We start from the raw sequence: 26,572 nt of genomic DNA, 5'->3' as shown, positions 1-26,572 counted from the left end.
TTACCAGATGGGACAGTTCAAGAACAAATGACAATGATCAGGCATGACTTCCATAGCGACAATCACCCATTCATTCTCTTCACAAATTTCGGTCACCCGTTCCTTGAATCGCTCTTCTACTTGATTCACCAGTACTTTTCTTCGTGCGCGGACAGAAAACAAAATGATAGTTGATTAAAGAGACCCTTGTTCTTGTTCTTCTATAGTCTTGTTCCATATCCAGATCTAACCGTTCGATCCGCAAACTGCAACATCAAAAGAAAAAAATAGTTGCTCTAAGCATCTCCTTTATGGGGATACCGAGCAACGCCGTCTTTCATCCCACGCTTGAAACCGTGGGCTTTCAGCCGGTAAAAATCTGTAAAAAATGACATCAATGAATGGAGTCGGATATAAAAACAATTTTCCTTCGAATAAGCAAAATATCCGGTTGGTTGAGATGGTGCAATGAATGGATTGGGGGATCTTCCCGCGTGGCCGTTCCCCACAGGTCGGCAAACGGGATGATCCGGTCGCGCAATTCCACCATGGGGATCCGGAGCAGGGGAAAGAATCCCCATGGATAGAAGCGCGCCCCCCACAAACGCAATGGGCCTGCCGCGTCCCGCGTAAGATAGCGGGATAAGGGGCCGATCACAAAACTGCAAGGCAACTTTCGATTTTGCCAATGTAGGCTGTCCCGAAATGAAACAAAAGCTCCACATAGCCATCCGGCCAGATGACTTCACGATCTTTCCCGCCATAGTGGCGCTCCAATGTCCAGAGGCAACGCACATAGGGTTGAAGGGCGGGAGGGGGTGTGAATTCTCGGTACATTGACGTCCGTCTCCTTTCCGAAGCATCCCAGGAGTATTGTGCCACAATGTGAGCAGTTTGTGCCGATTCATTGACAAGATTTTCACGGGAGATGGGGAGTGTGTTATGATGGGAAGTGGACGGAGGAGGATGTCGCATGAAACAGCTTCGAATCTTACGCCTGTTGGCAGTGGTTACTGCAGTTGGTGCTTATGTTATGTTGCTGATGGGCGCCATCGTCAGCAAAACGGAATCAGGGCAAGGCTGTGGGAACTCCTGGCCCTTCTGCCATGGGCAATTGATTCCTGAATCGATGCCGATCGCGACCGTGATTGAATTGAGTCACCGCGTCGTTTCAGGTATCGACGGATTTCTTATTTTGCTATTAACGGTATGGTCTTGGATCGCGTTTAAAGATAATGTGCGCATCAAAACATTGGGTTTTATGAGCCTCTTTTTCGTCGTGTTGCAAGGTGGGCTCGGGGCGCTTACCGTTGTATTTGAAGGTGATTTCACCAAGAAGTTCGCCCTCGCCCTTCACTTCGGGTTTTCATTGATTTCTTTCGCCAGCGTGGTCTTATTGGCAGTGACGCTATTTGAGCAACAGAAAGCGGTGGGTGGTGAGTCCCGCCCGGTCGGCAAAGGGATGAAAATCGCCACCTGGGGTCTGGCCGCATGGACGTATGTGATCGTGTATACGGGGGCGCTGGTGCGTCACTCCGATGCGACCATGGGCTGTGGTTTCTCGTTCCCTGGATGCGGAACGACGCTGTTCCCCGATTTCACTTCCATTGCGGGGATCCACATGCTGCATCGTTATGGGGCGTATTCCCTATGGCTGTTCAGTTTGCTCTTCCTGATCGCGATTCTGAAAGCGTATCGTGACCGTCGCGATTATGTGCGCGGTGGCTGGTTGGCTTTGGGCTTGATCACTTTGCAGGCGGTGACGGGGATCGTTACGGTCAAGACGGGTGGTCAATTGGTGGCGGCCTTGGTGCACACCACGATCATCTCCATTTATTTCTCCGTGATTTGCTATCTTTGCATGCAAGGCGGTTGGCCCTGGAAACGGAAGTTGGAAAGGACAGAGATCTCTTCCAATCCTGTGACGACATGAAGATTATGAGGCAATACCGGCTTGGCTTGAAACTCCATTCAGGCCGAGCCGGTTTTTTGGTTTGAAAAAAGATTGAGTGGTCGGTTTATTTATGATCGCTTAAATTTATTTGTCTCTGGCACGTGTTCCTTGGGGTGCGACCGGGAAGCGTAAATTCAGTGAAAGAGAGAAAATTGTTTGATTCACTCTCGCCAGTTTTCTTTCTTTTTGATACAATCACTAATGAACGGTCAATTCTGTTCATATGGTTGGAGGAGTAATGGATAATTGAATCAATGTTTTGCATCCTTCGGGGCAGGGTGAAAATCCCGACCGGCGGTGATGGGGCAATCGGCCTCTCAGCCCGTGACCCGCATTCGTGCGGTGGATTCGGTGAAATTCCGGAGCCGACAGTATAGTCTGGATGGGAGAAGGATGAACAGGTGTCGTGTACCCTTTGGGGGAGTTTTTTGAAAAACGCTCTTCTAAAGGCTTATTTTGCTATGCGCAAATGCTCAAGTCCGTACATGAACCTGCTTCTTCTGAAAAAACGCCTCGACTCCATGCTTAAGCTTGGAAGCGGGGTTTTTTTATTAAGGGGGGTGAATAGGTGAAAGCGCATGAGGATTGGATGCGGTTAGCGTTAGAGTTGGCGCGGGCGGCAACCGGGCAGACTTCGCCAAACCCGATGGTGGGGGCGGTGGTTGTGAAGAATGGCAAGATGGTGGGGGCGGGTGCTCACCTCAAAGCGGGAACGCCCCATGCCGAAGTGCATGCGATCGATATGGCCGGCCATGAAGCGGAGGGGAGCACCATATACGTCACATTGGAACCCTGCAATCATATCGGGCGCACGCCGCCTTGCACTGAAAAGATCATCGCCAGCGGCATTCGGCGTGTAGTGATTGGCACCGTTGATCCTGACGAGAAGGTGCGGGGGAGAGGGATCGCCCGCCTTCGCGATGCGGGGATCGAGGTGATTGAAGGAGTGCTGGCGGAAGAATGCCAACGGTTGAACGAGGCTTATTTTTTTCATCGGCGCACGGGGCGGCCGTTTGTCACGTTGAAGACCGCCATGACGTTGGATGGCAAGATTGCCACCGTTACGGGAGATAGCCGTTGGATTACAGGTGAAGCTTCGCGCGAGCATGTTCATTTGATGCGTCATCAGCATGATGCCATCCTGGTTGGAATTCAGACCGTACTCTTTGATGATCCAAAATTGACTGCCAGATTAATTCCGGGTGGAAACCATCCAGTGCGCGTGATTTTGGATAGTCGCCTACAAACCCCGTTGGATGCAGCCATTACAGAGGTGAGCGAGGCTCCCACGTGGATCTTCACGACGGAAGAACGGGACCGCGAACGGGAACGGAGACTTCGCGATAAAGGCGTGCGCATTGTCTCGACGGGTACGGCCTCGCGAGTCGATTTGGAAAAGGTGCTTGAGGTGTTGGGAAAAGAGGGGATCCTGTCTTTGCTCATTGAAGGCGGAGGCACGGTCAACGCAGCTTTCCTGCAACAAGGCCTGGTGCAAAAAGTGATTGCCTTTATCGCTCCCAGGTTGCTGGGCGGAAAGGACAGTCCCACCCCGGTTGAGGGGGAAAACCCGCACCGGATGCAATCGTCCCTTTCGCTAAAGGATGTCCGTGTCACCCAATTTGATCAAGACATCTGTGTCACAGGTTATCTGGATGCGTGACACTGAAGGAGGATGGCTGTGTTTACAGGAATCATTGAAGAAGTGGGCCAATTGATACATGTGAAAAAACAACCGGCGGCGATGGAGTTGACCGTGCAGGCAAAGCAAGTGCTGCAGGGGACGAGATTGGGGGACAGCATCGCGGTCAATGGCGTTTGCTTAACGGTGACCCGGATGGGAACGGATGTGTTCTGCGCCGATGTGATGCCAGAAACGATGAAACGAACCAATCTTCGGCACCTGCATGCAGGAGCTCCGGTCAACTTGGAACGGGCGTTGGCTGTGGGGGATCGTTTGGGAGGCCACTTTGTGCAAGGGCATGTCGATGGAGTGGGCACCATCCAGTCGATCACGCCTTTAGCCAATGCGGTGGTTTTCCGCATTCAAGTGGAACCCGCCCTGACCGATTACATGATTCCCAAAGGCTCCGTTGCCGTCAATGGAATCAGCCTCACTCTGGTGGATGTGGAGGCGGATGCGTTTTCGGTGTCCATCATTCCCCACACGCTTCACCATACCCAGTTGCAGCAGGCGAAGCCTGGCGATCAGGTCAACATCGAGTGTGATATGATCGGCAAGTATTTGGCCAAATGGGTAAAAGGCAAACCAGCCACTGCGCATGATTCGTTATCGATGGAGACATTAAAGAAAGCCGGGTTTCTCGGCTGATAAAGGGGGAAGTGAGGATGTTTCATACGATTGAAGAAGCATTGGCCGAGTTGAAGCAAGGCCGAGTCATAATTGTGGTCGACGATGAGGAAAGGGAAAATGAAGGGGATTTTGTCGCCTTGGCTGATCGGGCCACCCCTGAGGTGATTAATTTCATGATCACCCATGGCCGCGGATTGGTCTGTGTCCCACTCTTAGAAGAGCGTGCCCAAGCGTTGGACCTGCCGCCCATGGTCACACACAACACCGATCGGCATGGCACGGCGTTTACGGTATCGGTGGATGCGCTTGCCACCTCGACAGGCATTTCCGCGTTTGAGCGGGCGGATACGATTCGAAAATTGATTGATCCCGCTGCCGAACCGCAGGATTTCCGCCGCCCTGGGCATATTTTCCCATTGATTGCCCGAGCTGGGGGCGTGCTGAGGCGGGCGGGCCACACAGAAGCGGCGGTTGACCTGGCCAAACTGTGTGGTGCCTATCCTGCCGGGGTCATTTGTGAAGTGATCAACGAAGATGGAACGATGGCGCGGGTGCCCGAGCTGGCAGAGATCGCAGAACGGTTTCAACTGAAGATGATCACCATTCAAGACTTGATTGAGTATCGTCGCCGCACGGAAACGTTAGTGAAGCGGGAAGTGTCCATCCACCTGCCGACGGAGTTTGGCGACTTTACCATGATCGGTTATTCCAACCAGGTGGATGGGAAAGAACATGTCGCCTTCGTCAAAGGGCAGGTTGATTCGGATCAGCCGATCCTGGTTCGTGTGCACTCCGAATGTTTGACGGGGGATGTGTTTGGTTCGCATCGATGCGATTGCGGTCCCCAGCTTCATGCCGCACTCAAGCGGATTGCGGAAGAAGGGACAGGGGTGCTTCTGTATATGCGCCAGGAAGGGCGCGGCATTGGGCTGATTAACAAACTCAAAGCGTATAAACTGCAAGAAGAGGGATTGGATACCGTTGAAGCCAATGTGCGGCTCGGTTTCCAGCCGGACTTGCGCGAGTATGGAATCGGGGCGCAGATTTTGCGCGACTTGGGCGTTCGGCGCATGCGGCTGATGACCAATAATCCCCGCAAAATCACGGGATTGAAAGGATATGGCTTAGAAGTGACGGAAGTTGTGCCGATTGTTTTCCCACCCCGGGAAGAGAACCGGCACTACATGATGACAAAAAAAGAGAAGCTAGGGCACCTGTTGTCCCTGTAAAATAGAGGAGGAACCTAAAGATGCCACAAATATATGAAGGAAAGTTAGTAGCGCAAGGATTGAAATTTGGGATCGTGGTCAGCCGTTTTAATGATTTTATTACGGGCAAACTGTTGGAAGGCGCTGTCGACACGTTAAAACGGCATGGGGCGGACGACGACCAAATTGCCGTAGCCTGGGTACCTGGGGCTTACGAAATTCCGTTAATTGCCGACCAAATGGCGGCGACGCATCGCTATGATGCCATTATTACGCTTGGTTGCGTCATCCGTGGGGCCACCAGCCATTATGATTATGTGTGCAACGAAGTCTCCAAGGGAGTGGCTCAAGCTAGCATCCGCCACCAACTTCCCGTGATTTTTGGGGTGGTGACGACAGAGACGATTGAACAGGCCATCGAGCGGGCCGGAACCAAAGCGGGAAACAAAGGAGCGGAAGCGGCTGTCAGCGCGATTGAAATGGCCAATCTGATGCGGCAAATTAGTGGCTAACAGGAAGAGGAAAAAGCATGGCGCATGATGTGAAAATCAAACTGGCCCTATTTGAAGGGCCATTGGACCTATTATTGCATCTGATCGAAAAAGCGGAAGTCGATATTTATCAAGTTCCCATTGCGCAGATCACGGAACAGTACATGCAAGTTTTGTACGAGGCGCAGGAGCTGGAATTGGAAGTGGCCAGTGAGTTTTTGGTGATGGCCGCCACCTTGCTGGCCATCAAAAGTCGCATGCTTCTGCCAAGACAAGAAGAAATATTGGAAGATGAATACGACTATGGTGAAGAGGAATGGTTTGTTGACCCGCGCACGGAACTGGTGGAACGCTTGTTGGAGTATAAGCGGTTCAAACGGTTGGGTGAAGTGTTGCGGGAACGGGAAGAGGAACGAAGCAAAGTCTACTCTCGCCCGGCGATGGATCTTTCCTCGTATACGCCGGAAGCCAATCCGGTCGAGGGGCTTACGCCTGATGACCTTCTGCAAGCCTTCGTCGATGCCCTCAAAAATCGCAAACCGCCTGAGCCCATGACGAAGGTGGCTCGGGAGGAGATTTCCGTCAGTGCCCGGATGGATGAGATTTATAAGGACTTATTGGAACAAGGGCAACTCTTTTTCACGAAGCTGTTGCGCTGGGATGTGCTTACGAAAGAACGGGTGATCACCACCTTCTTGGCCTTGTTGGAACTGATGAAGGTGAAAAAAATCGTCTGCCGGCAACACTCCTTATTTGGGGAAATCTTGATTGAGCGGTTAGAAGTGGAGGGGAGCCAAGCATGAGCCAGGAGATGAAAGCCATAGTCGAAGGACTTCTCTTCGCCGCGGGCGAGGATGGCTTAAGTGTGAAAGAAATAGCGGAAGTCACAGGAATGGCCAAGAAGGATGTGGAACTGCTCATCCACGATATGCGGGTGGACTGGAAAGAGCAACAGCGCGGGGTGCAAATTGTCAAAGTGGCGCAAGTCTACCAAATGACTACACTCCCAGAGCATGCTGCTTATTTTGAAAAATTGGCGCAAGCCCCCAATCGCTCGCAACTGTCGCGGGCCGCGTTGGAAACGCTGGCCATTATCGCTTATCGCCAACCGATTACGCGCATAGAGATTGAAGAGATTCGGGGAGTGAAAAGCGACCGTGTGGTTCAAGTGTTGCAGCGTAAAGGCTTGATCCGTGAAGTGGGGCGGGCTGAAGGAGCGGGCAGGCCCATTTTGTATGGCACTTCCCGTGAATTCCTCGACTATTTTGGGTTAAATCACATTGATGAACTCCCACCGGCGGATTCGATCTTCGATTGGCAGGAATGGGAGCAAGAACGACAAGATCTGTTTGAGCGTCTGGGTGTGGAACCGGCTGCCCATGAGCCGGATATGGAAACGGAGCAAGCGGAACAGGAACAGTTTGAACCCGTTCCGGAGGGTTGACCAGTCACAAATATTCCAAAAGAGGGTCCGTGGCGGCCCTCTTTTTTGTATGATAAGAAAGTGAGTAACAGGGTAGTGGAGGCTGTTAGTGTGAGACAGACAAGCATAGGGAAATTCCTCGTTTCACCGCGCAAGTGATGAAACCGTTTATACTTGTGGAGCCATCATCCGTGAAATGCTTGCGAAGAAATAATGAGTTAAGTGGTTCTATTTGTAAAATAACATGTAGTCAAGAGCCCTCAAAGGAGGGTTTTTTATTTTGTTCCCCATTCTCCATTACTTTGACGGTTGTCCTTGAAGACATGAGGAGATTCGGGCTTATGCTCTTTAAAAAGGGGTAGGACGGATACAAGAGGGTGTCCTCTTCTCAAAAAATAAAGCCCGTTCCAGAGGAAGGGCAAATACTCTCTATTACCAAACCACTTGTGTGGCAGCGTTACATTTTGTTCGGTTCCAAGGAGGTTCTTGACATCAACGTCTATGTTCACATTGCAAAAGGCTTGTCACACCTGCTTTTCAGACAATTTCCAGCCAAGGTAACGACTGCTTTCTGCCATAGTAGTGTCTCTAATGATTCGTGTTTCTACCAGGGTAACGACTGATTTTTGCAAATTTGCATTTAGATAAAAACAGCGGAAATCCTTGATATCATTGGGATTGGTCGGGATGAGGCGTTTTTGCATTTAATAAGGCAAGAGTTGGTTAAACAGTCACTCAGGCGGCTGGGAGACTGCTTCTTTTTTTGCAAGGTTCCCAAATGCGACATTTGTTTTTATAATAGAAAAGTGGCAGTTTTATTATGTTTATATAAGATAAGATCGTTGCAGATGGTGAAATCACCATAAAAAGTAAAGGGATGATGCTTGGAAAAAATAAGCAGGAAAAACGACCAGTTGATAGAATATTTAAGTAAATTATTGGATAATGATTATTAATGTAAATGCAGCATTTTTTATTCTTAAATACGAATATTTATATGTTTCTGCAAAATAATATAATTCATTATTAGAATAATTGCACTTATTTGATGAATGGTTTGATCGGAAGGGGATATCACTGGAAAGGGGGCTTTTGTTTTGTTACACCAACTTATTACGAGAGAAACGATCGTATTTAAAGATTTTGTCTCTCATTGGAAAGAAGCGATTCGGGTGGCATCTTTTCCTTTGCTCAAGTTGGGATATATCGAGGAAAATTATGTCCACGCGATGATTCATATCATAGATCAACTGGGGCCGTATGTGGTACTTACCCCCCATGTGGCAATTACCCATGCCCGGCCCGAATTGGGAGTCAATCAGTTATCGATGAGTTTGCTGCGGTTAAAAGAAAGCGTTTCATTTGGCAGAGGGAAAGAAGTTCACTTGGTGATTGTCCTTGCCGCAGTAGATAATCACTCGCATTTGCATGCGCTTGCGGAGCTGTCTAATTTGTTTTCGCGGGAGGAGAACATCCAAACAATCATCCAAAGTGATGAACCAGAAGAGATCTTGTCCATTATCCGCCGGTACTCAAATGGAGTGGGTCTGGACTGAATGATCGTTGAATTCAATGTGAGCGAAATTGTTATCGAAGCTTAGGATTGAAGCGAACGGCGAAAAACGCGATTGACGATTGGGACGTTCGCCTAATCGGGATTATCTTGGGAATGGCATTAATGTGGATAAAGTAAAAATTGTGCGACGTGAGGTATACAACCCTTCTTTCCTGCAAAAAATACCGAATAATGGCAGGTGGTGGGGTTGTTGTTTTTTTTGCTGCTTGTTTTAGGGCTGTTTGTTCTTTTTATTTTTGTAATTTGGTTTACCACACTCCGCATTGAGATGGTATTTAAACGTGAACAGGGGAATGATCGTGGTGAAGTCATCATTTCCGCTTGGGGAGGCTTGTTTCGGTATCGCCTCGCCATCCCCCAATTACAATGGGAAGGGATCGATCAAGGGATGAAAGTGGAATCCCAAGCCAAATTGGAATCCAACGTGGATGGGGCGGCGACAAAAGCGACGCAAAAAAAAGCAGATGTTATGGTAAACAAGCGGAAGATCAAGAAAATGAAAGAGTCCTATCGTGAATTAGTGGAAAACATCTCGTTTTTTCATCAAACGATTCGCTGGTTTTTAAGCAAAGTAACATGTGAAAAACTGGTTTGGAAGACACGTATCGGAACGGGAGACGCGGCGGAAGCCGGCATTTTGACAGGTGTGGCGTGGACAGTGAAATCCACCCTCGTGGGTTGGGTCAGCCAGTATATCAAATGGCGGCAGCCTCCGGAACTTTATGTTGATCCTCAATTTCAAACGCCGGTCATAGAAACGCATCTGCATAGTATAATTCACTTTAAGATCGGGCATGCTATCATTGGCATCAAACGGTTATTATTTCATATGCGGAAAGGGAGAGTTCGTTAAATGTCTGAGCATCCGATTCAAAACTTAATGAAAACCGCAATGGAAAACATTCGCGAAATGGTGGATGTCAATACGATCATTGGCGATCCAGTGGAAACGAATGAAGGAACGATCATCATCCCCGTCTCCAAAGTGGGATTTGGTTTTGCGGCAGGGGGCAGCGAATTTAAGGGCACGACGGAGGAAGACAAGAAAACGCATGGCACGGGAGATGGTGACAAAAGAAGAGATCCGAACGGCAGAGGAAAAGAGCAAGACGGCAAATTCCCATTTGGCGGCGGAAGTGGTGGAGGGATCTCCATTACTCCTGTCGGTTTTATTGTGATCGGTGAAACAGGCATCCGGCTATTGAACATGGATGGGAACACGCATTTGATTGACCGGGCCATGGATATGGTGCCTTCCCTGATGGAACAGCTTAAGAATATGGCCAAAAAGAATAAGACCAATAGAAACAATGGGCAATGTGACCCATTTTAATAAGGTTTGTGCAAGGAACGGAAACGACACCGCAGCAACGCCGTGTCGTTTTTACATATTCTCGCCTCCCCTGCATATATTGGTACAAACCCGGACGAAGCAATGGGGTGAACGAATAGTGAATCGCGTAAAACAATGGGGAATCATCGCGTTAATCGTGGCAGTGGGGGGCACGATGCTTTTCGGACAACCAAGCATGGCGCAGGAAGGGACATCCGACATCGATGTGGCGCCCGGCGCGCAAGCCGCGATCTGTGCGGATGCCACATCAGGTCGGGTCTTGTATGGGAAAAATGTGGATGATGAAATGCTGATTGCCAGTTTAACCAAAATCATGACGGCGATTGTCGCCATTGAAAGTGGGAAGTTGGACGAATTAGTGACGGTGGGGCCCCGGGCGGTGGGGGTGGAAGGTTCGTCCATTTATCTTAAGCAAGGCGAAAAAATACCTTTGATCACGCTGTTGTACGGGTTGATGCTTCGCTCGGGGAATGATGCGGCAGTGGCGATCGCCGAACATATCGGCGGATCGGTTGAAGGATTTGTCTATCTGATGAATCGGAAAGCGGAATACATGGGGCTGGAACACACTCATTTTGCCAATCCACACGGATTGGACGCCGAAGGTCATTACTCCTCGGCGCGGGATTTGGCTGTGTTGACATCTTATGCCTTAAAAAACCCCACTTTTCAAGAAATTGTGAAGACAGAGGTAAAAACGGTTCCGTGGCCCGGGGAAAAGTGGAACCGCAAATTTTACAACAAGAACAAAATGTTGCGGTTATACAAATGGGCCGATGGAGTCAAAACAGGGTACACCAAAAAAGCGCGGCGCACGTTAGTCGCTTCCGCCACCAAAGAAGGGCACCAATTGGTGACGGTAACCCTCAATGACGGTGATGACTGGCGCGATTCCATGAACATGTTGGAATATGGATTCCAGCAGTATGATTTGGTGCCAATATTGCAAAAAGGACAAGTCGTATCCAAACGAGCGGTTCAATCAAAAGAGGATAAACTTTTTGACGTCATCGCGGGCACTTCTTTTTCTTTTCCGCTTACCGATCAGGAGAAAGGGCAAGTGGTGGTCGAACCCATCATCAGTTTTCCGCTCAAATTGGTGCGACATGATCAGCAACAGGTGGGAAGTGCCCGGATTTTTCTAAGGGAAGAACAGATTGGCGCCATTCCCCTGGTGGTGAAGTTTCGGTCGGAACCGTCTGTTTTTCGCCGATTTAAAGACTGGCTTGGCTTGATGGTGTGGCAGGGGGAGAGACGATGATCAACTGGATATGGTTTTTTATGATTTTCAGTGGGGTGGTGGCAGCGGCGGCCCAAGGGCGGTTTGACCTGGTGACGAATGCGGCGTTGAATGGCGCCAAAGACGCCGTGGCGGTTTGCATAGGGCTGATCAGCATTCTCGTCTTTTGGCTTGGGATGATGCGGATCGCCCAAGATGCCGGATTGTTGGAAAAACTGGCTCGGTTATTGGGGCCGGTCGCGCGTTTCCTTTTTCCCACAGTTCCGCCGGAACATCCGGCAATGGGTTACATCTTGTCCAATATGAGCGCGAACCTGTTCGGCCTGGGGAATGCGGCAACCCCGATGGGGTTAAAAGCGATGGAAGAGTTACAGAAGTTAAATCCCGATCCGAAGACGGCAACACCCGCCATGTGCACGTTGCTCGCGTTGAATACTTCTGGTCTGACTTTAATTCCCACGACGATTATTGGCATCCGCCTCAAATACGGTTCGTTGGAGCCCACTGAGATCATCGGGCCCACGCTTCTGGCGACCATGATTGCCACATCGATGGCGGTTCTGTTGGATCGTTACTATCAGAATAAAACGTTTGATCGTTCTGGTATGCTAAAGCCTCATCTGAAATGACAAGGAGAAGGGGGAGAGTCCATTGTTTGAAGCGGTTTCGCTGATATCCAAAATCATGTTGCCGGCCTTGCTTGTGTTTATCCCCCTATATGCCTTGTTCCAGCGTGTGCCCATCTATGAAAGTTTCATAGATGGGGCGAAAGAAGGATTTCCCACCGCCATCTCCATTATTCCTCATCTCGTGGGGATGATGGTGGCCGTTGCGATCTTTCGTGATACAGGTGCGTTGCAGTTTTATCTGCAATTCCTGAATCCGGTGTTGTCTCTGCTCCATATTCCCGAGGAAGTGGTGCCGATCGGGATCTTGCGCCCGATTTCGGGTACGGGTTCCTTGGCCTTTGTCGAAAGCATCCTCCGGACCTACGGCCCTGATTCATTCTTGGGGAAATTGGCCTCTACCATTCAAGGGAGCACGGATACGACACTTTATGTCTTGACGGTATATTTTGGGGCGGTGGGCATTCGTCGGTCCCTGTATGCGTTAAAAGTCGGTTTATGGGCTGACCTGATTGGTTTTCTCGCTTCACTGGGAATTTGTTCCCTTCTATATGCTGCTTAATCTTGATTCGGATGACCTGTAGCCAGGTCTTTTTTATTGTCTCTTTACCGCACACTTGTGTCCCCTTGCGGAAACGGGTAAGATGACATAGAGGTGAATGATGGTGATTGAGCGTCTGCAAAAAGTCTTGGCTCATGCGGGTGTCGCTTCGAGGCGCCACTCCGAAGAACTGATCAAATCGGGAAAAGTGAAGGTGAACGGGAAAGTCGTCACCCAATTGGGAGTCAAAGTGGACCCGGCACAAGATCAAATCGAAGTGAACGGACAGTTGATTCAACAGGAACAGAAACGTACGTTTCTATTCTATAAACCGTTGCGCGTCATTACCAGCATGTCTGATCCGCAAGGGCGAAAAGTTGTGGCGGATTATTTCCGCTCTGTCCCTGAGCGCATATATCCGGTCGGTCGGTTAGATTATGATACCGAAGGCCTGTTGCTATTGACCAATGATGGAGAGTTGGCCAACCGGCTGATCCATCCGCGCTATGAAGTGGACAAGACGTATGTCGCCACAGTGAAAGGACGCCCAAGTCCAGCGGCGATCGAACAGTTGCGAAAAGGGGTGAAACTGGAAGATGGTTGGACCGCTCCGGCGGGTGTGCGGATCTTATCCCAGGATGACACGCAAACCAAATTGCAACTTACCATTCGGGAAGGTCGCAACCGGCAAGTGCGGCGCATGTGTGATGCGGTGGGCCATCCGGTCATTCATCTGATGCGCACCAAGCTGGCGTTTCTCACGCTGGAGGGGTTAAAGCGGGGGGAGTATCGTGAGTTGACGGGCCAAGAACAGGAGAGATTACGGCGACTGCTTACGTAAAAGGGTTTTCATATAATCTTCAAAATGGAATGAGGTCCATGGAATGACAGGCGTTATAATGTAAATTGGAAGATTATCAGGTTTTATATAGTGTAAGCGGTTGAAAACGGGGGGAGAGATATCCATGATTGAGAATTCCAAATGTGAATGTGGTCACAATAACCCCGTTGGGACCATATTATGCGAAAACTGTGGGAAGCCGCTTAATGATGAGACGAAAGAAAAAGAGACACTTGTTCAGGAGATGCGATATGAAGGGAAAGCGCGTCGCTCGCAAACCTTTCAATCCTCTCCTTTTGATATGGTATGGAACTTTTTCTCTTCGGTTAAAGTGGCCATTATTCTCATCATTATCACGTTAATCGCTTCGGGCATTGGAACGATTTTTCCGCAAGCGAAGTTTGTTCCGTCGAATGACCCCGAGGCCTACTACGCGGAGCATTATGGTTTGTGGGGAAAATGGTTTCACCTTTTGGGCTTTTCCAATATGTACAATGCTTGGTGGTTTTTCACGCTGATCTCCATGATCGGGATCTCATTGGTTGTATGCAGCCTTGACCGAGTGATCCCTTTGTATAAGGCGTTAAAGAATCAGCAAGTAAAGAAAAGCATCGATTTCTTGACGAGACAACGCATCTCATCAGCATCCGCCCTCTCGGAAGAGAACATGGAGGAAAAACTGTCCCGGATGGAAGAAGCGCTCAAAACGAAGGGATACCAGGTGAAACGGGAAGGAAAAGCTTTGCTTGCCGAGAAAGGACGCATCAGCCGTTGGGGACCGTATATCAATCATATCGGCTTGATCATCTTTTTATTCGGCGTTTTGTTGCGTTATGTTCCGGGCTGGTACCTGGATGAAACGATGTGGGTGCGTGAAGGCGAAGTGAAGAAGGTCCCGGAAACGCCTTATTATATCAAAAATGAACGTTTTGACATCACGTTTTATGATGAAAAAGAGACGCCGGAAGCGAAAAAGGCGGAAGGGCCGGTTGTCAAAAAATATGAGACCAAGGCCGTGCTGTATGAGAAGAATTGGACAACCGGCCAACTGACACCTGTGACAAAGGGATCGATTATCGTCAATCATCCCCTGGCATATAAGGATCTCCGTTTGGTTCAAGCTGATTTCCGAATGGGCTTGTTGGACGCGTTGAGCTTGAAATTGGTCGACAAGGAATCCAAACAGACCTTGGGGACGTTTACGGTCGACCTCTATGACATCAAACCGAATCAAGTCTTCTGCGTGGCGGACAGGGAAATCGTCCTGCTCGATTATTATCCGGACTTTGCGCTTGAGAATAATCAGCCGATAACCAAGTCGCCCGACCCGAACAAACCCGCGTTTGTCTTTGAAGTGAGGGAGAAAGGGCAGGGCAAAGGGGAGCGCTCCTGGGTGATTTCGGGTCAAAACCTGGACGCGCTGACAAAAGAGAACCGCTATGCGATCGATTTGGCCGGCATGAAGATGGTGAACTCCACCGGTTTGATGGTACGCGTGGACAAGAGCCTGCCTGTCATCTTGTTCGGGGGTGTCATCAGCATGATTGGCTTAGTCATGGGATTCTACTGGCACCATCGACGCGTGTGGGCGCGTGCGGAAGAAGGCCGGCTTTATATCGGCGCGCACACGAATAAAAATTGGTATAGCTTGGAGCGGGAACTGAAGCTGCTGGGTGAGTTTGATGGGTTGCAGGTCAAGCGCAATTGAGCATGGGAGGAACAGAGATGGAACAACTAATGGAATATCTCCTTTTATGTACCTTTTTCCTCTACCTTTTTTCGTCCGTTGCCTTTGTGATGGGCATCAATAAAGGGACGGAGAAGGCGGAGGACCCCAAGAGCCGGCGGTGGGGAAACATTGCCGTTGGGATGAGCATTATTGGCGTCTTTTTTCAATTGTTGTTCATTATTACTCGAGTGGTGATCGGAGGCCATTGGCCGACGAGCAATATGTTTGAGTTTACGGCATTTTTATGTTTCACCATAGTCATCGCGTTTATCGTCCTTTTCTTCATGTACCGATCGGCGGTGTTAGGAGCGTTTGTGATGCCGCTGGCCGTGATTCTGCTGGCATATGCCTCGGTGTTTCCGCATGAGGTGCAGCCGCTGATTCCGGCACTGCAGAGTTACTGGCTTCCAGTGCACGTATCCACGGCCGCGCTGGGGCAAGGGGCGTTTGGGGTCGGATTCGTAGCTGGTTTGATCTACCTGCTTCATCAGTTTGGCAAAGTGAAAGAAGGAAAAAATGCCAGATGGTTAGAAATTACTCTGGTGGTTGTGCTTATGTTTGTGGGTTTCAGTGTGATTAGCTTGGGATTCAAAGCTTTTCATTATGAAGCGAAGTTTTCGCACGTGGTCGATGGGCAACCGGCGGTGCAAGAATATGATGTCCCGCCTTTGGTGGCGCCGCATGACAGCGAAGCCATCCACATCGACTCCTTTTTGGGCCTGAGCAAACCGCTGGCGGAAGTGCCAAGCTGGATGAAGGGAAAAGCGGCCGCTTCGAAATTTAATGGCGTCCTGTGGGGAATGATCAGTGGCTTGATCCTATATGGGCTGATTCGTCTCATCAGCCGCAAGCCCGTGCGTGAAATTCTCCATCCGCTGGTAAATAGAATAAACCCCGATTTAGTGGAGGAAATCAGTTACCGTGCCATTGCGATTGGTTTCCCGATCTTTACGCTGGGGGCATTGATCTTTGCCATGATTTGGGCACATGAAGCGTGGGGGCGTTTTTGGGGCTGGGATCCAAAAGAAGTGTGGGCGCTCATCACGTGGCTGTTCTACAGCGCGTATCTCCATCTCCGGCTATCGCGCGGATGGCATGGCGTGAAGTCGGCGTGGCTTGCGGTTGGCGGTTTTATTATAATCATGATAAACCTAATTGTGATTAATTTGGTCATCTCAGGTTTACATTCATACGCTTAAGTTAAACAGCCGGGGTGAAAGAACAATGGAAAAACAGTATCACATTCTTGTTGTTGATGATGAGGATCGCATTCGGCGCTTGCTTCGCATGTACCTGGAGAGAGAAGGCTACCTGATCGACGAAGCGGAAAATGGCGAAATCGCCTTGGAAATGGCGTTTGATACGGATTACGATCTGATTTTGCTCGACTTGATGTTGCCGGGCATGGATGGATTGGATGTCTGTGCTGAGATTCGCAAAAAGAAGGCAACGCCGATCATTATGCTGACTGCTAGAGGAGAAGAGGGAAACCGCGTAGAAGGATTTGAAGTGGGGACAGACGATTATGTGGTCAAACCGTTTAGTCCACGTGAGTTGGTTCATCGGGTGAAGGCAGTGTTGCGACGCGCTTCAGCCACCGCTTTCCTCACCACCGACACGGAAACGCACAATGTCATCGTGTTTCCTGAGCTGACTATCGACCATGATGCACATGAGGTGAAAGCGGGGGGCAAAAAAATACAACTCACGCCAAAAGAATACGAGTTGCTGTATTACTTGGCCAAGTCTCCGGATAAAGTGTTTACGCGGGAACAATTGCTTCGTGACGTATGGCATTATGAGTTTTTTGGGGATTTGAGAACGGTTGACACGCATGTGAAGCGTCTGCGCGAGAAACTCAACCGTGCTTCCTCCAAGGCAGCCAAGATGATAACGACGGTTTGGGGAGTCGGTTATAAGTTAGAGGTGCCAAAAGAGTGATTTTACGAAGTGTTGTCGGTAAGCTGTGGTTGACCATCATTATCCTTGTAACGTTGATTTTGGTGTTGGTGAGCTTGTTTTTAAGCAAACAGATCGAAGACACCTATGTCGAAGGCCAAAAAGTGAGTCTGGAAAAACTGGCGAAGCGCATCCAGACACAATTGAAAGACGCGGGACCCAATCAATCCCAATATCTCAACAATGTGTTGATGGTTGCGACGGAATTCGATACATATCTGGTGGTGTTGGATGCGAGCGGGTCGGTCAGCCCCATCGGTGTCTCGCCGCATGTGCCCAATGTGCAGTGGCAGGAGATATTGACGGATGAAGAGCTGAAGAAGGTATTGATAGGCCAATCCATCACGATGCGGGGGAAGGTGCGGTTGCAAACGAACCCGCAACCGGGAAATCCCTTGATAAAAAACGATATCCTGCTTGTCGCCGTTCCTTACATCAAGGATAAAAAGCCGTCAGGGGCCATTGTGCTGTATCAGGTGCAAAATCAATTGAGTGAGACGGATATCAAACGGTGGATTTTCTATACGGCCTTGATCGGGATCGTATTGACAACGATTTTTGCCTTTTTCTTATCCTCCCGCATTTCGCAACCATTGATCCAAATGAAACGGGCCGTAGAGAAGATGGCGCGTGGGGAATTTTCAACGCGGGTTCCTGTCCGTTACCATGAACGGGATGAGATTGCTGAATTGGCCATGACTTTCAACCGTTTGGCGTCGCAATTGGAAGACTCGATTCATCAGTTGTCGCAAGAAAAAGAGCAGCTGGCCAGCATCTTGCGCAGTATGTCTGATGGTGTGCTGACGATGAACAAGTTTGGCAAAATCATCATAACCAATCCGATCGGCGAGCGCTTCCTGTCCCTGTGGAAGGGAGAAGTCAAGAAGAACGCCTTGCCCCCTTCCTTGCAAGATTTCTTCAATAAGGTGATTGAGGATAATAAAGAGCATACGGGTGACATCTCAGAACAAGGACGCACATGGGTCGTCGTGATGTCGCCGCTCTATGCGGGGGATCAAGTGCGCGGAGTGGTGGCGGTATTGCGAGATGTGACGGAGGAGCGACGCCTGGACAAGTTGCGCAAGGATTTTGTCGCCAACGTGTCCCATGAGTTGCGGACGCCTCTGGCCATGCTTCAAGGCTACAGTGAAGCGCTGTTGGATGATATAGCTGAGACGCCGGAAGAACGGAGAGAGATCGCGCAAGTGATCAATGAAGAATCACAGCGGATGGGCCGCCTTGTGCGGGAGTTGTTGGACTTGGCGCGGATGGAAGCGGGCCACATCCAAGTGGAGCCCGCGGAGAAGCGGTTGGATAAGTTTATCCAGCGGGTTATCCGCAAATTCCAAAATCTCGCCCGGGAGCAAGAAGTGCGGTTACAAGCGAATATGGGCGAACACCTTCCGACTGTGTATTGGGATGAGGATAAAATTGAGCAGGTGTTGACCAACCTGATCGATAATGCGATTCGCCACACTCCGACAGGCGGTTCGGTAACGGTTTATGTCTATCAGCAAGATGAACGGATTTTCCTCGAGGTGGAAGATACCGGCTCGGGCATTCCGGAAGAAGATGTGCCGTTCGTGTTTGAACGCTTCTACAAAGCGGATAAAGCGCGGACCAGAGGGAAGTCGGGTGGAACAGGCTTGGGCCTGTCCATTGTGAAGCATTTGGTTGCGGCCCATGGGGGTTCCGTTTCGGTTAAGAGCCAACTCGGCGTGGGTACCGTCTTTATCGTGGAGTTGCCGGTGCGTGTGGCAGATGAGGTATTATACGCATAAGAAAAAGACCGCTACAGCGTGAAGAGGTAGCGGTCTTTTTTGTGAAAGTACTTATGTTGTTAACCAAGGGCGCCCATGCCGATCTCCTTGTTCTTCGGCAAAGGCACTGCACCCCATTTTGGTCTCCCTCCGCACGGCTATGCTTTCAGCCTTGGGTTGTGCCATTAAGACAAGGAGGTTTTTTATGGTCATTTTGCCGGAACGAGCGGGCGCATGATCACGGTATTGTAGATGATCCCCTTGGGCGCCGACACGATGGTCCATACCGCTTCGGCGACTTGGTCCGCTTCCATCGCATAATCCTTTTGCCGTCCGAATTCGGTTTTGATTGAACCGGGGCACAAGGCGGAGACCTTGACATGGTGCGGTTTCAATTCTTGTGTCAAGGCGTCTGTCAAAGCCATCAACCCGAACTTGGAAGCGCAGTAGCCGCCCCCCCGGGCAAACGCTTCTGTCCCGGCCACACTGGAGATGTTGACGATGTGCCCTTCCGTCGCTTTCAGATGAGGAATGGCATATTTGCAGGTGAGGAAGGCTCCTTTGAGATTGACGTTCATCATCGCGTCCCATTCGGCTTCCGTCAATTCATCGACAGGGGCAAAATGGCCGAGGCCGGCGTTATTGATCAACACATCCAAGCGTCCAAAGCGCTGTACCGCAAATTGCACCAGGTCTTGCACTTGTTGGCTATTTGTGACGTCACAGCCAAAAGGGAAGATCCGCTCAGGAGCCGTTTGGGCCAAGGCTTCCAACTTCGCTTGGCTACGGGCGCTGGCGATGACCGTCGCGCCACCTCGGGCTAAGCGCTTCGCGATGGCTTCACCCAAGCCTTTGCTGGCTCCGGTGACAATAACGACTTTTCCATTAAGTTCCATATATTGTCATTCCCTTCTTTATGACGTGTGGGGAAGCCCTCAGATATAAAGTGGGAGGCGCCCATCCGGATTAAACGCACTATGGTTAGTTTATCCAATTCTCGGGCGGCGGACAAGGGAAGGTTTACAGGTCGATCTCCATGACGGATTGAATTTCATCAACTTGTTTTAATGTTTCCATTACGTCATTTGGCAGGGGTTTATCGACGCGGAGGATCATAATGGCTTGCCCGCCGGCCATTTTCCGCCCTACCTGCATGGTGGCGATATTGATGCCTTGGCTTCCCAGCAACGTGCCTACCCGCCCGATCGCGCCCGGCTGATCCAAATGCTGAATGAAGAGCAGGTGTCCCTTGGGCGTCACGTCGACAGGGAACTGATCGATTTTGGTAATCCGTGGCCCAAAGCCGTTAAGCAATGTACCGCTGACGCTATGTTGGCTTTGGGCTGTTTTCACTTCGATGTTCAGCCATTGGGTGAAGCCATGGCTGTGTCCAGATTTTTGCTCTAGCACGTGAATGCCACGTTGTTTGGCCACGTGTGGGGCATTCACGTAGTTGATCTCGGCCAAATGGTGCGAAAGAGCGGATTTCAACATCATCCGGGTGAGGGGAGCCACTTCTCTGTCAGCCAATTCCCCAGCATACGTAATCGTAATCTCTTTGATCGCTTCGGTGGTCATTTGCCCAACGAAATGGCCCAGCTTTTCTACCAACTCTTGATAAGGTGCCAACTTTTGTTGCAATTCCGCCGGTATGGACGGGAGGTTGACCGCATTTTTGAATGGTTCGCCCCGTAAAATGTGGAGCACTTCTTCCGACACATCCACCGCAACATTTTCCTGTGCTTCTATGGTGGAAGCCCCCAGATGCGGCGTGGCGATTACTTGTGGCAAAGAGAAGAGTGGGTGATTGCCGGGTGGTTCCACTTCAAACACATCCAGAGCGGCTCCAGCCACTTTGCCGGAGACAATGGCATCATACAGGGCGCTTTCCTCGATGATTCCCCCGCGGGCGCAATTTAAGATCCGAACGCCATCTTTCATTTTGGCGAATACGTTGTGGTTGATCAAATGGCGGGTTTCTTTGGTGAGCGGCGTATGAACGGTGATAAAGTCCCCAACCGAGATCGCTTCGTCAAAGGAGGCTTTTTTAATCCCGAATTTCTCCGCCCGCTCTTCTGTCAAGTATGGGTCAAAGGCGACCACATTCATGCGGAACGCTTTGGCGCGTTTGGCCAATTCCGAACCGATTCGCCCAAAACCGATAATGCTCAATGTTTTTTGGTTCAACTCCACTCCGACAAATGCTTTTCTATTCCATTCGCCTTGCACAACCGTGCGATGCGCCTGCGGAATGTTGCGGGCCAGGGAAATGAGCATCGCAAAAGTATGTTCCGCGGTGGAGATCGTATTGCCATCCGGGGCGTTGACGACGATTACCCCTTTTTTGGTGGCGGCGGGGACATCGATGTTATCTACACCCACCCCGGCACGGGCGATCACTTTTAACCGGCGGCCCTTGTTAATCACTTCTTCCGTGACTTTGGTCTGACTTCGTACCAATAGGGCATCGGCTGATTCGATTTCCAGAAGCAAATCATCACCCGTTAAACCCACTTTTCGTACCACTTCCACGTCTTCCGCTTGTAGCAGTTTTTCAATCCCGTGATCGCTCAGCGGGTCCGTAATCAGTACTTTATACATCCAACATCACCTCTTGTGCGGCTTTCACGCTGCTGCCTAATTCAATGGACACACCCAATTTGACTAACGCCATTTCCAATACGCTGAGAACAGTGAGGATATCCAATTCATCGCAAAAACCCATGTGGCCAATCCGGGCGATCTGCCCTTTCAGGTGTTGTTGACCGCCGGCGATGGTGACTTTCATCTGGCTCATGTGTTTGCGCAAGGCTTCGGTTTCCCACGCCACTTGGCGCCCATCGATGGCCGTGACGGTCGGGGAAGCGTCTTGGTCATTGGTGAAGAGCGGCAATCCGAGCGCGCGGATACCGGTGCGGGTCATGCGCTTTAACCGCTGGTGACGCGCAAACACATTTTCCCATCCTTCCTCTTCCAGCATGAGCAGAGCTTCTTTCAGGCCATATAAAAGGGATACGGCTGGAGTGTATGGTGTGGAAGCTTGCTCCATGCTTTTTTTATAGGCTAACAAATCAAGATAAAAGGGGGGTTGCGTTTGTTGTTCGATGACAGCCCAAGCCCGATCGCTCACTGCGACCATGGCGAGACCCGGCGGAAGCATCAAGGCTTTTTGCGAGCCAGTCACCATAATGTCGACATGCCATTCGTCCATCAGGCAAGGCACGGCGCCCAAACAGCTGACTCCATCGACGACAACCAGCGCATCTGAGTGTTCCCGAACCACCCGGGCCAGTTCATTAATGGGGTTGAGCACGGCGGTGGAAGTTTCACAATACGTGAGGAAAACCGCTTTGGCCCGGGGATGAGCTTGCACAAATGAAGTTAATTGTTCAGGGGAACAGGATTCTCCCCAGGGAATATCCAATCGATGTAAAGTGATTCCGTATCGTTTGACAATTTTGGCGAACCGGTCGCCGAATGCCCCTGTGACGACGACAATCGCTTCTTCACCCGGTTGGACGGTATTGATAACGGCAGCTTCCAAAGCGGAGGTGCCGCTGCCGGTAAGGATGAGTGGCGTGCTCATGGTACCGAACAAAGCGCGAAGAGACGTCGCACATTCTTGCAACAATTGGGAAGTTGCCTGTCCACGGTGCCCGATCATCGGTTGAGCCATCGCTTGCTGGATTCTGAGTGGAATCGGGGTTGGACCTGGAATGCGTAAATGGGCTTTGTCTTGCCAATTCATAACTTTTCCTCCTTATTCATAAATAAAAAACCTCACGCCTACTTCACCTATTCAGAGAATAGGTGAGGGACGTGAGGTACGTGGTGCCACCCTCATTTGCTACCGGCTCGCGCCGACAGCCTTGGCGAGTCTATAAACGATTCTTAGACTCTTTGCGGATAACGGTTCTACCGTGCTGATCTACTAAAGAATGTTCAATCAGCCACTCAGGAGTGCTCCACATCAAGATAACTACCGATTCGCAGCAACCATCGGCTCTCTGTGAGTTTACCCTTCGATGTTTGGCTCCTTCATCGCGTTGCTTATTTAAATTTGATACTTAATTTAGCATGTTAAATCAGTAGTGTCAACTGCGAAAAATAGAAAAAGTTTTGTTTGTGAGCGGCTTAGGTGATTTGTGATAAGATAAAAGTTAGTCGATTTGTGCGTAACCCAATCAGAAAGGAGGTCGCGCGTTGCTTCAGGTGCAGGGAATGGAGATGCTGTTGAGTGGATTAAATGAAGCCCAGCGACAAGCCGTGACAGCGCCAGCCGGCCCAACGGTCGTTTTCGCTGGCCCCGGGAGCGGCAAGACGACCGTGCTAACAAGGCGTGTGTTGTATCTGCTTGAGCAGGGAATCCCCGCAAACCAATTGATGCTGGTTACCTTTACTCGGGCGGCCGCGCGGGAAATGCGGGAAAGGCTGGAACAAGTGATGCCCACACGCACAAGGGAGTTGGCCATCGGGACCTTTCATGCGCTGTTTCTGCAAATGTTGCGCGAGAGCGGACAAGGCATCCCTCCCCTCATGGGTCAAGGCGAGCAGACGGGCATGATGCGCGAGCTGTTGGCGGAGCGGGAGTTGCCAACGGATGAGGAGACGATATCCACTTACCTGAATCAAATCGGCCTGTGCAAAAACAACGGATTTTTGCCGGGGCGGTTAAGGGTGGAGAAACAAAAAAACATCATTTTCCGCGATCTTTATGCCGCTTATGAAAGCAAAAAAGCGGAGCATGGCGTTTGGGATTATGACGATATCCTCTTGGCCGTGTATGAGCGTTGTCGGCAACCGGAATGGCTTTCCCGTTGGCAAGCCAAGTTTCAACATATCCTGGTCGATGAGTTTCAAGATATTAATCGCGTCCAGTATGAGATTCTGGTGAAATTGGCGGCGGTGCATCAACACTTGTTTGTGGTGGGCGATGATGACCAAGCCATTTATGGTTTTCGCGGCAGCGATCCCAAGTTTATGCTGGAGTTAAACCGAGATTTTCCCGGGCTTCAGCGGATTGTCTTATCCATCAATTACCGTTCCACAGAGGAACTGATTCAAGCAACGGAGCAATTGATTCGCCATAACCGTCAACGGCAACAGAAACCGCGGGCGGGAACGGGGATAAGAGGACCCGGTGTGAACTGGCTGGAACCGCTGGATGAAGAGGATGAGGCGGAACAGATTTTGGCGCACTTGGCGGATGGGATGGAAACGGCCATCCTCTACCGGACGTCAACCCAAGCCCGTGCGTTGATCGACGCCTTGGTTCGCAAAGGGATTCCCTTTATGACGGCGACCGGGGAAAGCTCAGTTTATCGGCGTTGGCAGGTCCAGGACCTGTTTGCCTATTTGAAATTGGCTTGGAATCCTCAGGATCTTGACGCGCTCGTTCGGATTATCAATAAGCCGAAACGCTATTTGTATAAAGACGAGTGGATCGATGAATGCTGGGCGAAGGCGAGGAAACGGGGAGGTTCTCTGTTAGCGGCTTTGCCGGAATTGGAAGGGTTGGAGCCATACCAAGTCCGCTACTTGAGTGAATTGCGTGACCAAGTTCCGCGTCTTTCCAGGATGAGCGCCACAGAGGCGATTGGCTACATACGTGAACAGATCGGGTATGACCGATATCTGGAAACCTTTGCGAAAGAAACGGGAAATGACCAATCGAGTTTGTTTGAGCCGCTGGATGAATTGGTCATGGCAGCGCGCCATTTTTCGGATGGACAAGGATTGCTGGCCCATGCGGCGGAAGTGGAACGGCGCCTGCACCATCCTGAAGCGTCCGCCCCGGTTAAATTAATGACCCTTCACCGCTCTAAAGGTTTGGAATTTGACCGTGTCTATATCATTGGGCTTCATGCGATGGTCCTGCCGCATCACCGGAGCTTGCAAGTGTCGGAACAACGAAAGGCAGCCGCTTGGGAAGAAGAGCGACGGCTTTTTTACGTCGGGATGACCCGGGCGAAAACGGAATGTTGGCTGTCCATCAGCCAAACCCGGCAAGGAAAAAAAGTAGCCCCGTCCCCGTTCGCCAAAGAATTGGGATATGGTGAAGAGTTGAGTGTGTCTGATCCCCCTGTTGAAAGGAAGCGAGAAATCGAGCGGACGACCCGTGTGTTTGCCTCCGCCCGTTCAACGAAGAGAACCCAACCCCAACTTCGCTTTGCGGGTGAGGAAGTGGCGCCGGGCTTAACGGTCAATCACATCCGGTTTGGTGTGGGAACCATTGTCGAAGTGACGCCGCTCGGCGGAGTGGCGCCTGGGCGCAAGATTCTGGTCCGTTTCCCAGGCCAAACCCAATCGTTGCATTATGAACTGTCACGGCAATTAGGACTTTTGTCCCAACCGGAATAAGTGAAAAATCCCCTTGCTTCGCGAATGGGAAAGCAAGGGGATGGATGATTTACTTATTTTCCTGGTAACGGTTGAGGCACTCTTGGTAAAGTTGACTGGCGAATGCTGCATCTTTCCAACCAATGATATTGGTTTCTTTGTTTTCTAAGTCTTTGTAAACACGGAAGAAATGCTCGATTTCTTTCAGGATGTGCGGGGCCACATCGTCTAGGCTTTTCACTTCGTTGAAACGAGGGTCGTCGACTGGAACAGCCAGCACTTTCTCGTCTGGACCTTTATCATCAGACATGAGCAATACTCCGATCACCCGGCTGGAGATCACGCAACCCGGGAAAGTTGGGAAAGTGGTTAGGACGAGAATGTCTAGTGGATCGCCATCTTCAGCTAAGGTGTTTTCCAAGTAACCATATTCGGTTGGATAGTGCATGGGGGAGTACAATACCCGGTCGAGGCGGAATACGCCTTTCTCTTTGTCAAATTCATATTTGTTTTGGCTTCCCGTTGGGATTTCGATAAAAGCATCCACAATCAGTTCTTTGGACATGAGTTTTCCTCCTTTTTATCTACGATTATGTAGGAAAAAATCGTTCATCCCTCATTGTAGTCGGTTTTGAATCAAGAAGCAAATGAAAAGAAGTCTATGATACAATAAAAACAAAAAGGAGCACGATGATGAACAGCGATCAGGACAAGCATCATATTTCTTCCGGCAATTTTGCGCTCAAATACGTCAATGGTGAGCTGGAAGACGCCAACGTTGAAGTAATCGATGTGCGTGAACCCATGGAATGGGAAATGATTCATTTGGAAGATTGCAAGCATATACCGCTTGGCTCATTGCCTGAGCGATTGGAAGAGATCGACGCCAACAAAACCATTTATCTTTTATGTGCCCACGGGATTCGCAGTTTGCATGCGGCCAACTTTCTGTTGCGCCAGGGATATGCGGATGTTGTGAATGTGGATGGCGGTTTGGCCGAAGTGTTGCTGTACATAGAACAGAAGGAAGAGTGACAAAGAAAGCAGAGCCTCCCGTTGTGTTCGGCAAGAGGGGGCTTTCTTTCTGCCTAGGCTTGGAAGGGACAAAAATGGGTGTTTTCACGTGATATGAGAAGTGAGGGAACAAGTGTTCTTGAAGTGGGCAAGGAAGGCAGAAGATATCCGGATTGGAGGAGCGAAGGGGTCCAAGTTTGACAAGGAGAATGATAGTCATTATCATT

General features: G+C 50.2%; 26 protein-coding genes, 1 pseudogene, 1 riboswitch and 1 other annotated feature. Of the genes and pseudogenes, 20 read left to right on the top strand and 7 right to left on the bottom strand.

Features of this window, described 5'->3' with window-relative positions:
• Nucleotides 1-15 precede the first annotated feature (15 nt).
• The 3 genes and pseudogenes from tnpA to ACFQNG_RS20970 form a co-directional block, all read right to left on the bottom strand.
• Nucleotides 16-217: pseudogene (gene tnpA / locus ACFQNG_RS13900) on the bottom strand (IS200/IS605 family transposase); the annotation flags it as partial.
• A gap of 156 nt (nt 218-373) precedes the next feature.
• Nucleotides 374-637 carry a DUF6597 domain-containing transcriptional factor gene (locus ACFQNG_RS20975; protein ID WP_465261217.1) on the bottom strand — a complete coding sequence of 88 codons (264 nt, stop codon included), beginning with the start codon at nt 635-637 and terminating at the stop codon, nt 374-376.
• Nucleotides 634-816 carry a DUF6597 domain-containing transcriptional factor gene (locus ACFQNG_RS20970; RefSeq protein ID WP_465261215.1) on the bottom strand — a complete coding sequence of 61 codons (183 nt, stop codon included), beginning with the start codon at nt 814-816 and terminating at the stop codon, nt 634-636. The genes ACFQNG_RS20975 and ACFQNG_RS20970 overlap by 4 nt, the downstream gene beginning before the upstream one ends.
• 136 nt (nt 817-952) lie before the next feature.
• Between ACFQNG_RS20970 and ACFQNG_RS13890 the strand changes: the two genes are divergently transcribed.
• The 18 genes from ACFQNG_RS13890 to ACFQNG_RS13805 all read left to right on the top strand — a co-directional run bounded on the left by ACFQNG_RS13890 (nt 953) and on the right by ACFQNG_RS13805 (nt 19,013).
• A complete protein-coding gene (locus tag ACFQNG_RS13890) occupies nt 953-1,912 on the top strand; it encodes a COX15/CtaA family protein (protein WP_379865869.1) in 960 nt (319 codons plus the stop codon).
• Between the two features lie 281 nt (nt 1,913-2,193).
• Nucleotides 2,194-2,331: riboswitch (FMN riboswitch) on the top strand.
• Between the two features lie 170 nt (nt 2,332-2,501).
• On the top strand, nt 2,502-3,593 hold the full coding sequence (gene ribD / locus ACFQNG_RS13885; RefSeq protein WP_379865868.1) for a bifunctional diaminohydroxyphosphoribosylaminopyrimidine deaminase/5-amino-6-(5-phosphoribosylamino)uracil reductase RibD: 1,092 nt from the start codon (nt 2,502-2,504) through the stop codon (nt 3,591-3,593).
• An 18-nt stretch (nt 3,594-3,611) separates the two neighbouring features.
• Entirely contained in the window at nt 3,612-4,262 is a 651-nt protein-coding gene (locus ACFQNG_RS13880; protein ID WP_379865881.1) for a riboflavin synthase, read from the top strand.
• A gap of 17 nt (nt 4,263-4,279) precedes the next feature.
• The gene (locus tag ACFQNG_RS13875) at nt 4,280-5,473 is read left to right on the top strand and encodes a bifunctional 3,4-dihydroxy-2-butanone-4-phosphate synthase/GTP cyclohydrolase II (RefSeq protein WP_379865866.1); all 1,194 of its coding nucleotides are present in this window, start codon (nt 4,280-4,282) and stop codon (nt 5,471-5,473) included.
• A 20-nt stretch (nt 5,474-5,493) separates the two neighbouring features.
• Nucleotides 5,494-5,964, top strand: a complete 471-nt coding sequence (gene ribH, locus ACFQNG_RS13870) for a 6,7-dimethyl-8-ribityllumazine synthase (protein WP_379865864.1) — start codon at nt 5,494-5,496, stop codon at nt 5,962-5,964.
• A gap of 17 nt (nt 5,965-5,981) precedes the next feature.
• The gene (locus ACFQNG_RS13865) at nt 5,982-6,746 is read left to right on the top strand and encodes a segregation and condensation protein A (RefSeq protein WP_379865863.1); all 765 of its coding nucleotides are present in this window, start codon (nt 5,982-5,984) and stop codon (nt 6,744-6,746) included.
• Complete coding sequence (gene scpB, locus ACFQNG_RS13860; protein WP_379865861.1) at nt 6,743-7,387, top strand: SMC-Scp complex subunit ScpB; 645 nt, start codon at nt 6,743-6,745, stop codon at nt 7,385-7,387. The genes ACFQNG_RS13865 and scpB overlap by 4 nt, the downstream gene beginning before the upstream one ends.
• 1,076 nt (nt 7,388-8,463) lie before the next feature.
• Nucleotides 8,464-8,922 (top strand): PTS sugar transporter subunit IIA, encoded by a 459-nt coding sequence (locus ACFQNG_RS13855; protein ID WP_379865859.1) that lies wholly within the window; start codon nt 8,464-8,466, stop codon nt 8,920-8,922.
• Nucleotides 8,923-9,132: 210 nt separating this feature from the next.
• A complete protein-coding gene (locus ACFQNG_RS13850) occupies nt 9,133-9,795 on the top strand; it encodes a DUF2953 domain-containing protein (protein WP_379865857.1) in 663 nt (220 codons plus the stop codon).
• Nucleotides 9,796-10,275, top strand: a complete 480-nt coding sequence (gene ytfJ / locus ACFQNG_RS13845; RefSeq protein ID WP_379865855.1) for a GerW family sporulation protein — start codon at nt 9,796-9,798, stop codon at nt 10,273-10,275. It begins immediately after the preceding gene.
• 118 nt (nt 10,276-10,393) lie between these two features.
• Entirely contained in the window at nt 10,394-11,557 is a 1,164-nt protein-coding gene (locus ACFQNG_RS13840) for a D-alanyl-D-alanine carboxypeptidase family protein (RefSeq protein WP_379865853.1), read from the top strand.
• The gene (locus tag ACFQNG_RS13835) at nt 11,554-12,165 is read left to right on the top strand and encodes a nucleoside recognition domain-containing protein (protein WP_379865851.1); all 612 of its coding nucleotides are present in this window, start codon (nt 11,554-11,556) and stop codon (nt 12,163-12,165) included. Before ACFQNG_RS13840 ends, ACFQNG_RS13835 begins: the two co-directional genes overlap by 4 nt.
• Before the next feature lie 22 nt (nt 12,166-12,187).
• Nucleotides 12,188-12,724: a spore maturation protein gene (locus tag ACFQNG_RS13830; protein ID WP_379865849.1), complete on the top strand. Its 537-nt coding sequence runs from the start codon at nt 12,188-12,190 to the stop codon at nt 12,722-12,724.
• Between the two features lie 106 nt (nt 12,725-12,830).
• Entirely contained in the window at nt 12,831-13,544 is a 714-nt protein-coding gene (locus ACFQNG_RS13825; protein ID WP_379865879.1) for a pseudouridine synthase, read from the top strand.
• Between the two features lie 124 nt (nt 13,545-13,668).
• Complete coding sequence (resB, locus tag ACFQNG_RS13820) at nt 13,669-15,252, top strand: cytochrome c biogenesis protein ResB (protein ID WP_379865847.1); 1,584 nt, start codon at nt 13,669-13,671, stop codon at nt 15,250-15,252.
• A gap of 17 nt (nt 15,253-15,269) precedes the next feature.
• A complete protein-coding gene (ccsB, locus tag ACFQNG_RS13815) occupies nt 15,270-16,472 on the top strand; it encodes a c-type cytochrome biogenesis protein CcsB (protein WP_379865846.1) in 1,203 nt (400 codons plus the stop codon).
• A gap of 25 nt (nt 16,473-16,497) precedes the next feature.
• The gene (locus tag ACFQNG_RS13810) at nt 16,498-17,214 is read left to right on the top strand and encodes a response regulator transcription factor (protein ID WP_379865844.1); all 717 of its coding nucleotides are present in this window, start codon (nt 16,498-16,500) and stop codon (nt 17,212-17,214) included.
• Nucleotides 17,211-19,013 carry an ATP-binding protein gene (locus ACFQNG_RS13805; protein ID WP_379865842.1) on the top strand — a complete coding sequence of 601 codons (1,803 nt, stop codon included), beginning with the start codon at nt 17,211-17,213 and terminating at the stop codon, nt 19,011-19,013. Before ACFQNG_RS13810 ends, ACFQNG_RS13805 begins: the two co-directional genes overlap by 4 nt.
• Before the next feature lie 188 nt (nt 19,014-19,201).
• Here ACFQNG_RS13805 and ACFQNG_RS13800 read toward each other — a convergent pair whose 3' ends face one another.
• From ACFQNG_RS13800 to ACFQNG_RS13790, 3 genes are all read right to left on the bottom strand, one after another.
• Nucleotides 19,202-19,888: an SDR family oxidoreductase gene (locus ACFQNG_RS13800; protein ID WP_379865840.1), complete on the bottom strand. Its 687-nt coding sequence runs from the start codon at nt 19,886-19,888 to the stop codon at nt 19,202-19,204.
• A 124-nt stretch (nt 19,889-20,012) separates the two neighbouring features.
• Entirely contained in the window at nt 20,013-21,593 is a 1,581-nt protein-coding gene (serA, locus tag ACFQNG_RS13795; protein WP_379865838.1) for a phosphoglycerate dehydrogenase, read from the bottom strand.
• Entirely contained in the window at nt 21,586-22,740 is a 1,155-nt protein-coding gene (locus ACFQNG_RS13790; protein WP_379865836.1) for a pyridoxal-phosphate-dependent aminotransferase family protein, read from the bottom strand. The genes serA and ACFQNG_RS13790 overlap by 8 nt, the downstream gene beginning before the upstream one ends.
• Nucleotides 22,741-22,802: 62 nt before the next feature.
• Nucleotides 22,803-23,043 (bottom strand) — a binding site (T-box leader).
• 161 nt (nt 23,044-23,204) lie between these two features.
• On the opposite strand from ACFQNG_RS13790, the gene ACFQNG_RS13785 reads away from it, so the two are divergent.
• Entirely contained in the window at nt 23,205-25,352 is a 2,148-nt protein-coding gene (locus ACFQNG_RS13785; protein WP_379865877.1) for an ATP-dependent helicase, read from the top strand.
• Between the two features lie 49 nt (nt 25,353-25,401).
• Here ACFQNG_RS13785 and ACFQNG_RS13780 read toward each other — a convergent pair whose 3' ends face one another.
• Nucleotides 25,402-25,896: an inorganic diphosphatase gene (locus ACFQNG_RS13780; RefSeq protein ID WP_379865834.1), complete on the bottom strand. Its 495-nt coding sequence runs from the start codon at nt 25,894-25,896 to the stop codon at nt 25,402-25,404.
• A gap of 128 nt (nt 25,897-26,024) precedes the next feature.
• On the opposite strand from ACFQNG_RS13780, the gene ACFQNG_RS13775 reads away from it, so the two are divergent.
• The gene (locus ACFQNG_RS13775) at nt 26,025-26,366 is read left to right on the top strand and encodes a rhodanese-like domain-containing protein (protein ID WP_379865832.1); all 342 of its coding nucleotides are present in this window, start codon (nt 26,025-26,027) and stop codon (nt 26,364-26,366) included.
• Nucleotides 26,367-26,572: the final 206 nt, after the last annotated feature.

Source organism: Laceyella putida (genome assembly GCF_042665195.1).
Taxonomy (GTDB): domain Bacteria; phylum Bacillota; class Bacilli; order Thermoactinomycetales; family Thermoactinomycetaceae; genus Laceyella; species Laceyella putida.
Note: the sequence above shows the minus strand (reverse complement) of the source record. Positions and strands in the feature narration are given on the sequence as shown.

What these genes read in the sequence shown, in the direction of transcription:
- ACFQNG_RS20970 (WP_465261215.1), bottom strand. Translation starts at nt 816, where the DNA reads ATGTACCGAGAATTCACACCCCCTCCCGCCCTTCAACCCTATGTGCGT.
- ACFQNG_RS13890 (WP_379865869.1), top strand. Translation starts at nt 953, where the DNA reads ATGAAACAGCTTCGAATCTTACGCCTGTTGGCAGTGGTTACTGCAGTT.
- ACFQNG_RS13875 (WP_379865866.1), top strand. Translation starts at nt 4,280, where the DNA reads ATGTTTCATACGATTGAAGAAGCATTGGCCGAGTTGAAGCAAGGCCGA.
- ribH (WP_379865864.1), top strand. Translation starts at nt 5,494, where the DNA reads ATGCCACAAATATATGAAGGAAAGTTAGTAGCGCAAGGATTGAAATTT.
- ACFQNG_RS13865 (WP_379865863.1), top strand. Translation starts at nt 5,982, where the DNA reads ATGGCGCATGATGTGAAAATCAAACTGGCCCTATTTGAAGGGCCATTG.
- scpB (WP_379865861.1), top strand. Translation starts at nt 6,743, where the DNA reads ATGAGCCAGGAGATGAAAGCCATAGTCGAAGGACTTCTCTTCGCCGCG.
- ytfJ (WP_379865855.1), top strand. Translation starts at nt 9,796, where the DNA reads ATGTCTGAGCATCCGATTCAAAACTTAATGAAAACCGCAATGGAAAAC.
- ACFQNG_RS13835 (WP_379865851.1), top strand. Translation starts at nt 11,554, where the DNA reads ATGATCAACTGGATATGGTTTTTTATGATTTTCAGTGGGGTGGTGGCA.
- resB (WP_379865847.1), top strand. Translation starts at nt 13,669, where the DNA reads ATGATTGAGAATTCCAAATGTGAATGTGGTCACAATAACCCCGTTGGG.
- ccsB (WP_379865846.1), top strand. Translation starts at nt 15,270, where the DNA reads ATGGAACAACTAATGGAATATCTCCTTTTATGTACCTTTTTCCTCTAC.
- ACFQNG_RS13810 (WP_379865844.1), top strand. Translation starts at nt 16,498, where the DNA reads ATGGAAAAACAGTATCACATTCTTGTTGTTGATGATGAGGATCGCATT.
- ACFQNG_RS13800 (WP_379865840.1), bottom strand. Translation starts at nt 19,888, where the DNA reads ATGGAACTTAATGGAAAAGTCGTTATTGTCACCGGAGCCAGCAAAGGC.
- serA (WP_379865838.1), bottom strand. Translation starts at nt 21,593, where the DNA reads ATGTATAAAGTACTGATTACGGACCCGCTGAGCGATCACGGGATTGAA.
- ACFQNG_RS13790 (WP_379865836.1), bottom strand. Translation starts at nt 22,740, where the DNA reads ATGAATTGGCAAGACAAAGCCCATTTACGCATTCCAGGTCCAACCCCG.
- ACFQNG_RS13780 (WP_379865834.1), bottom strand. Translation starts at nt 25,896, where the DNA reads ATGTCCAAAGAACTGATTGTGGATGCTTTTATCGAAATCCCAACGGGA.
- ACFQNG_RS13775 (WP_379865832.1), top strand. Translation starts at nt 26,025, where the DNA reads ATGAACAGCGATCAGGACAAGCATCATATTTCTTCCGGCAATTTTGCG.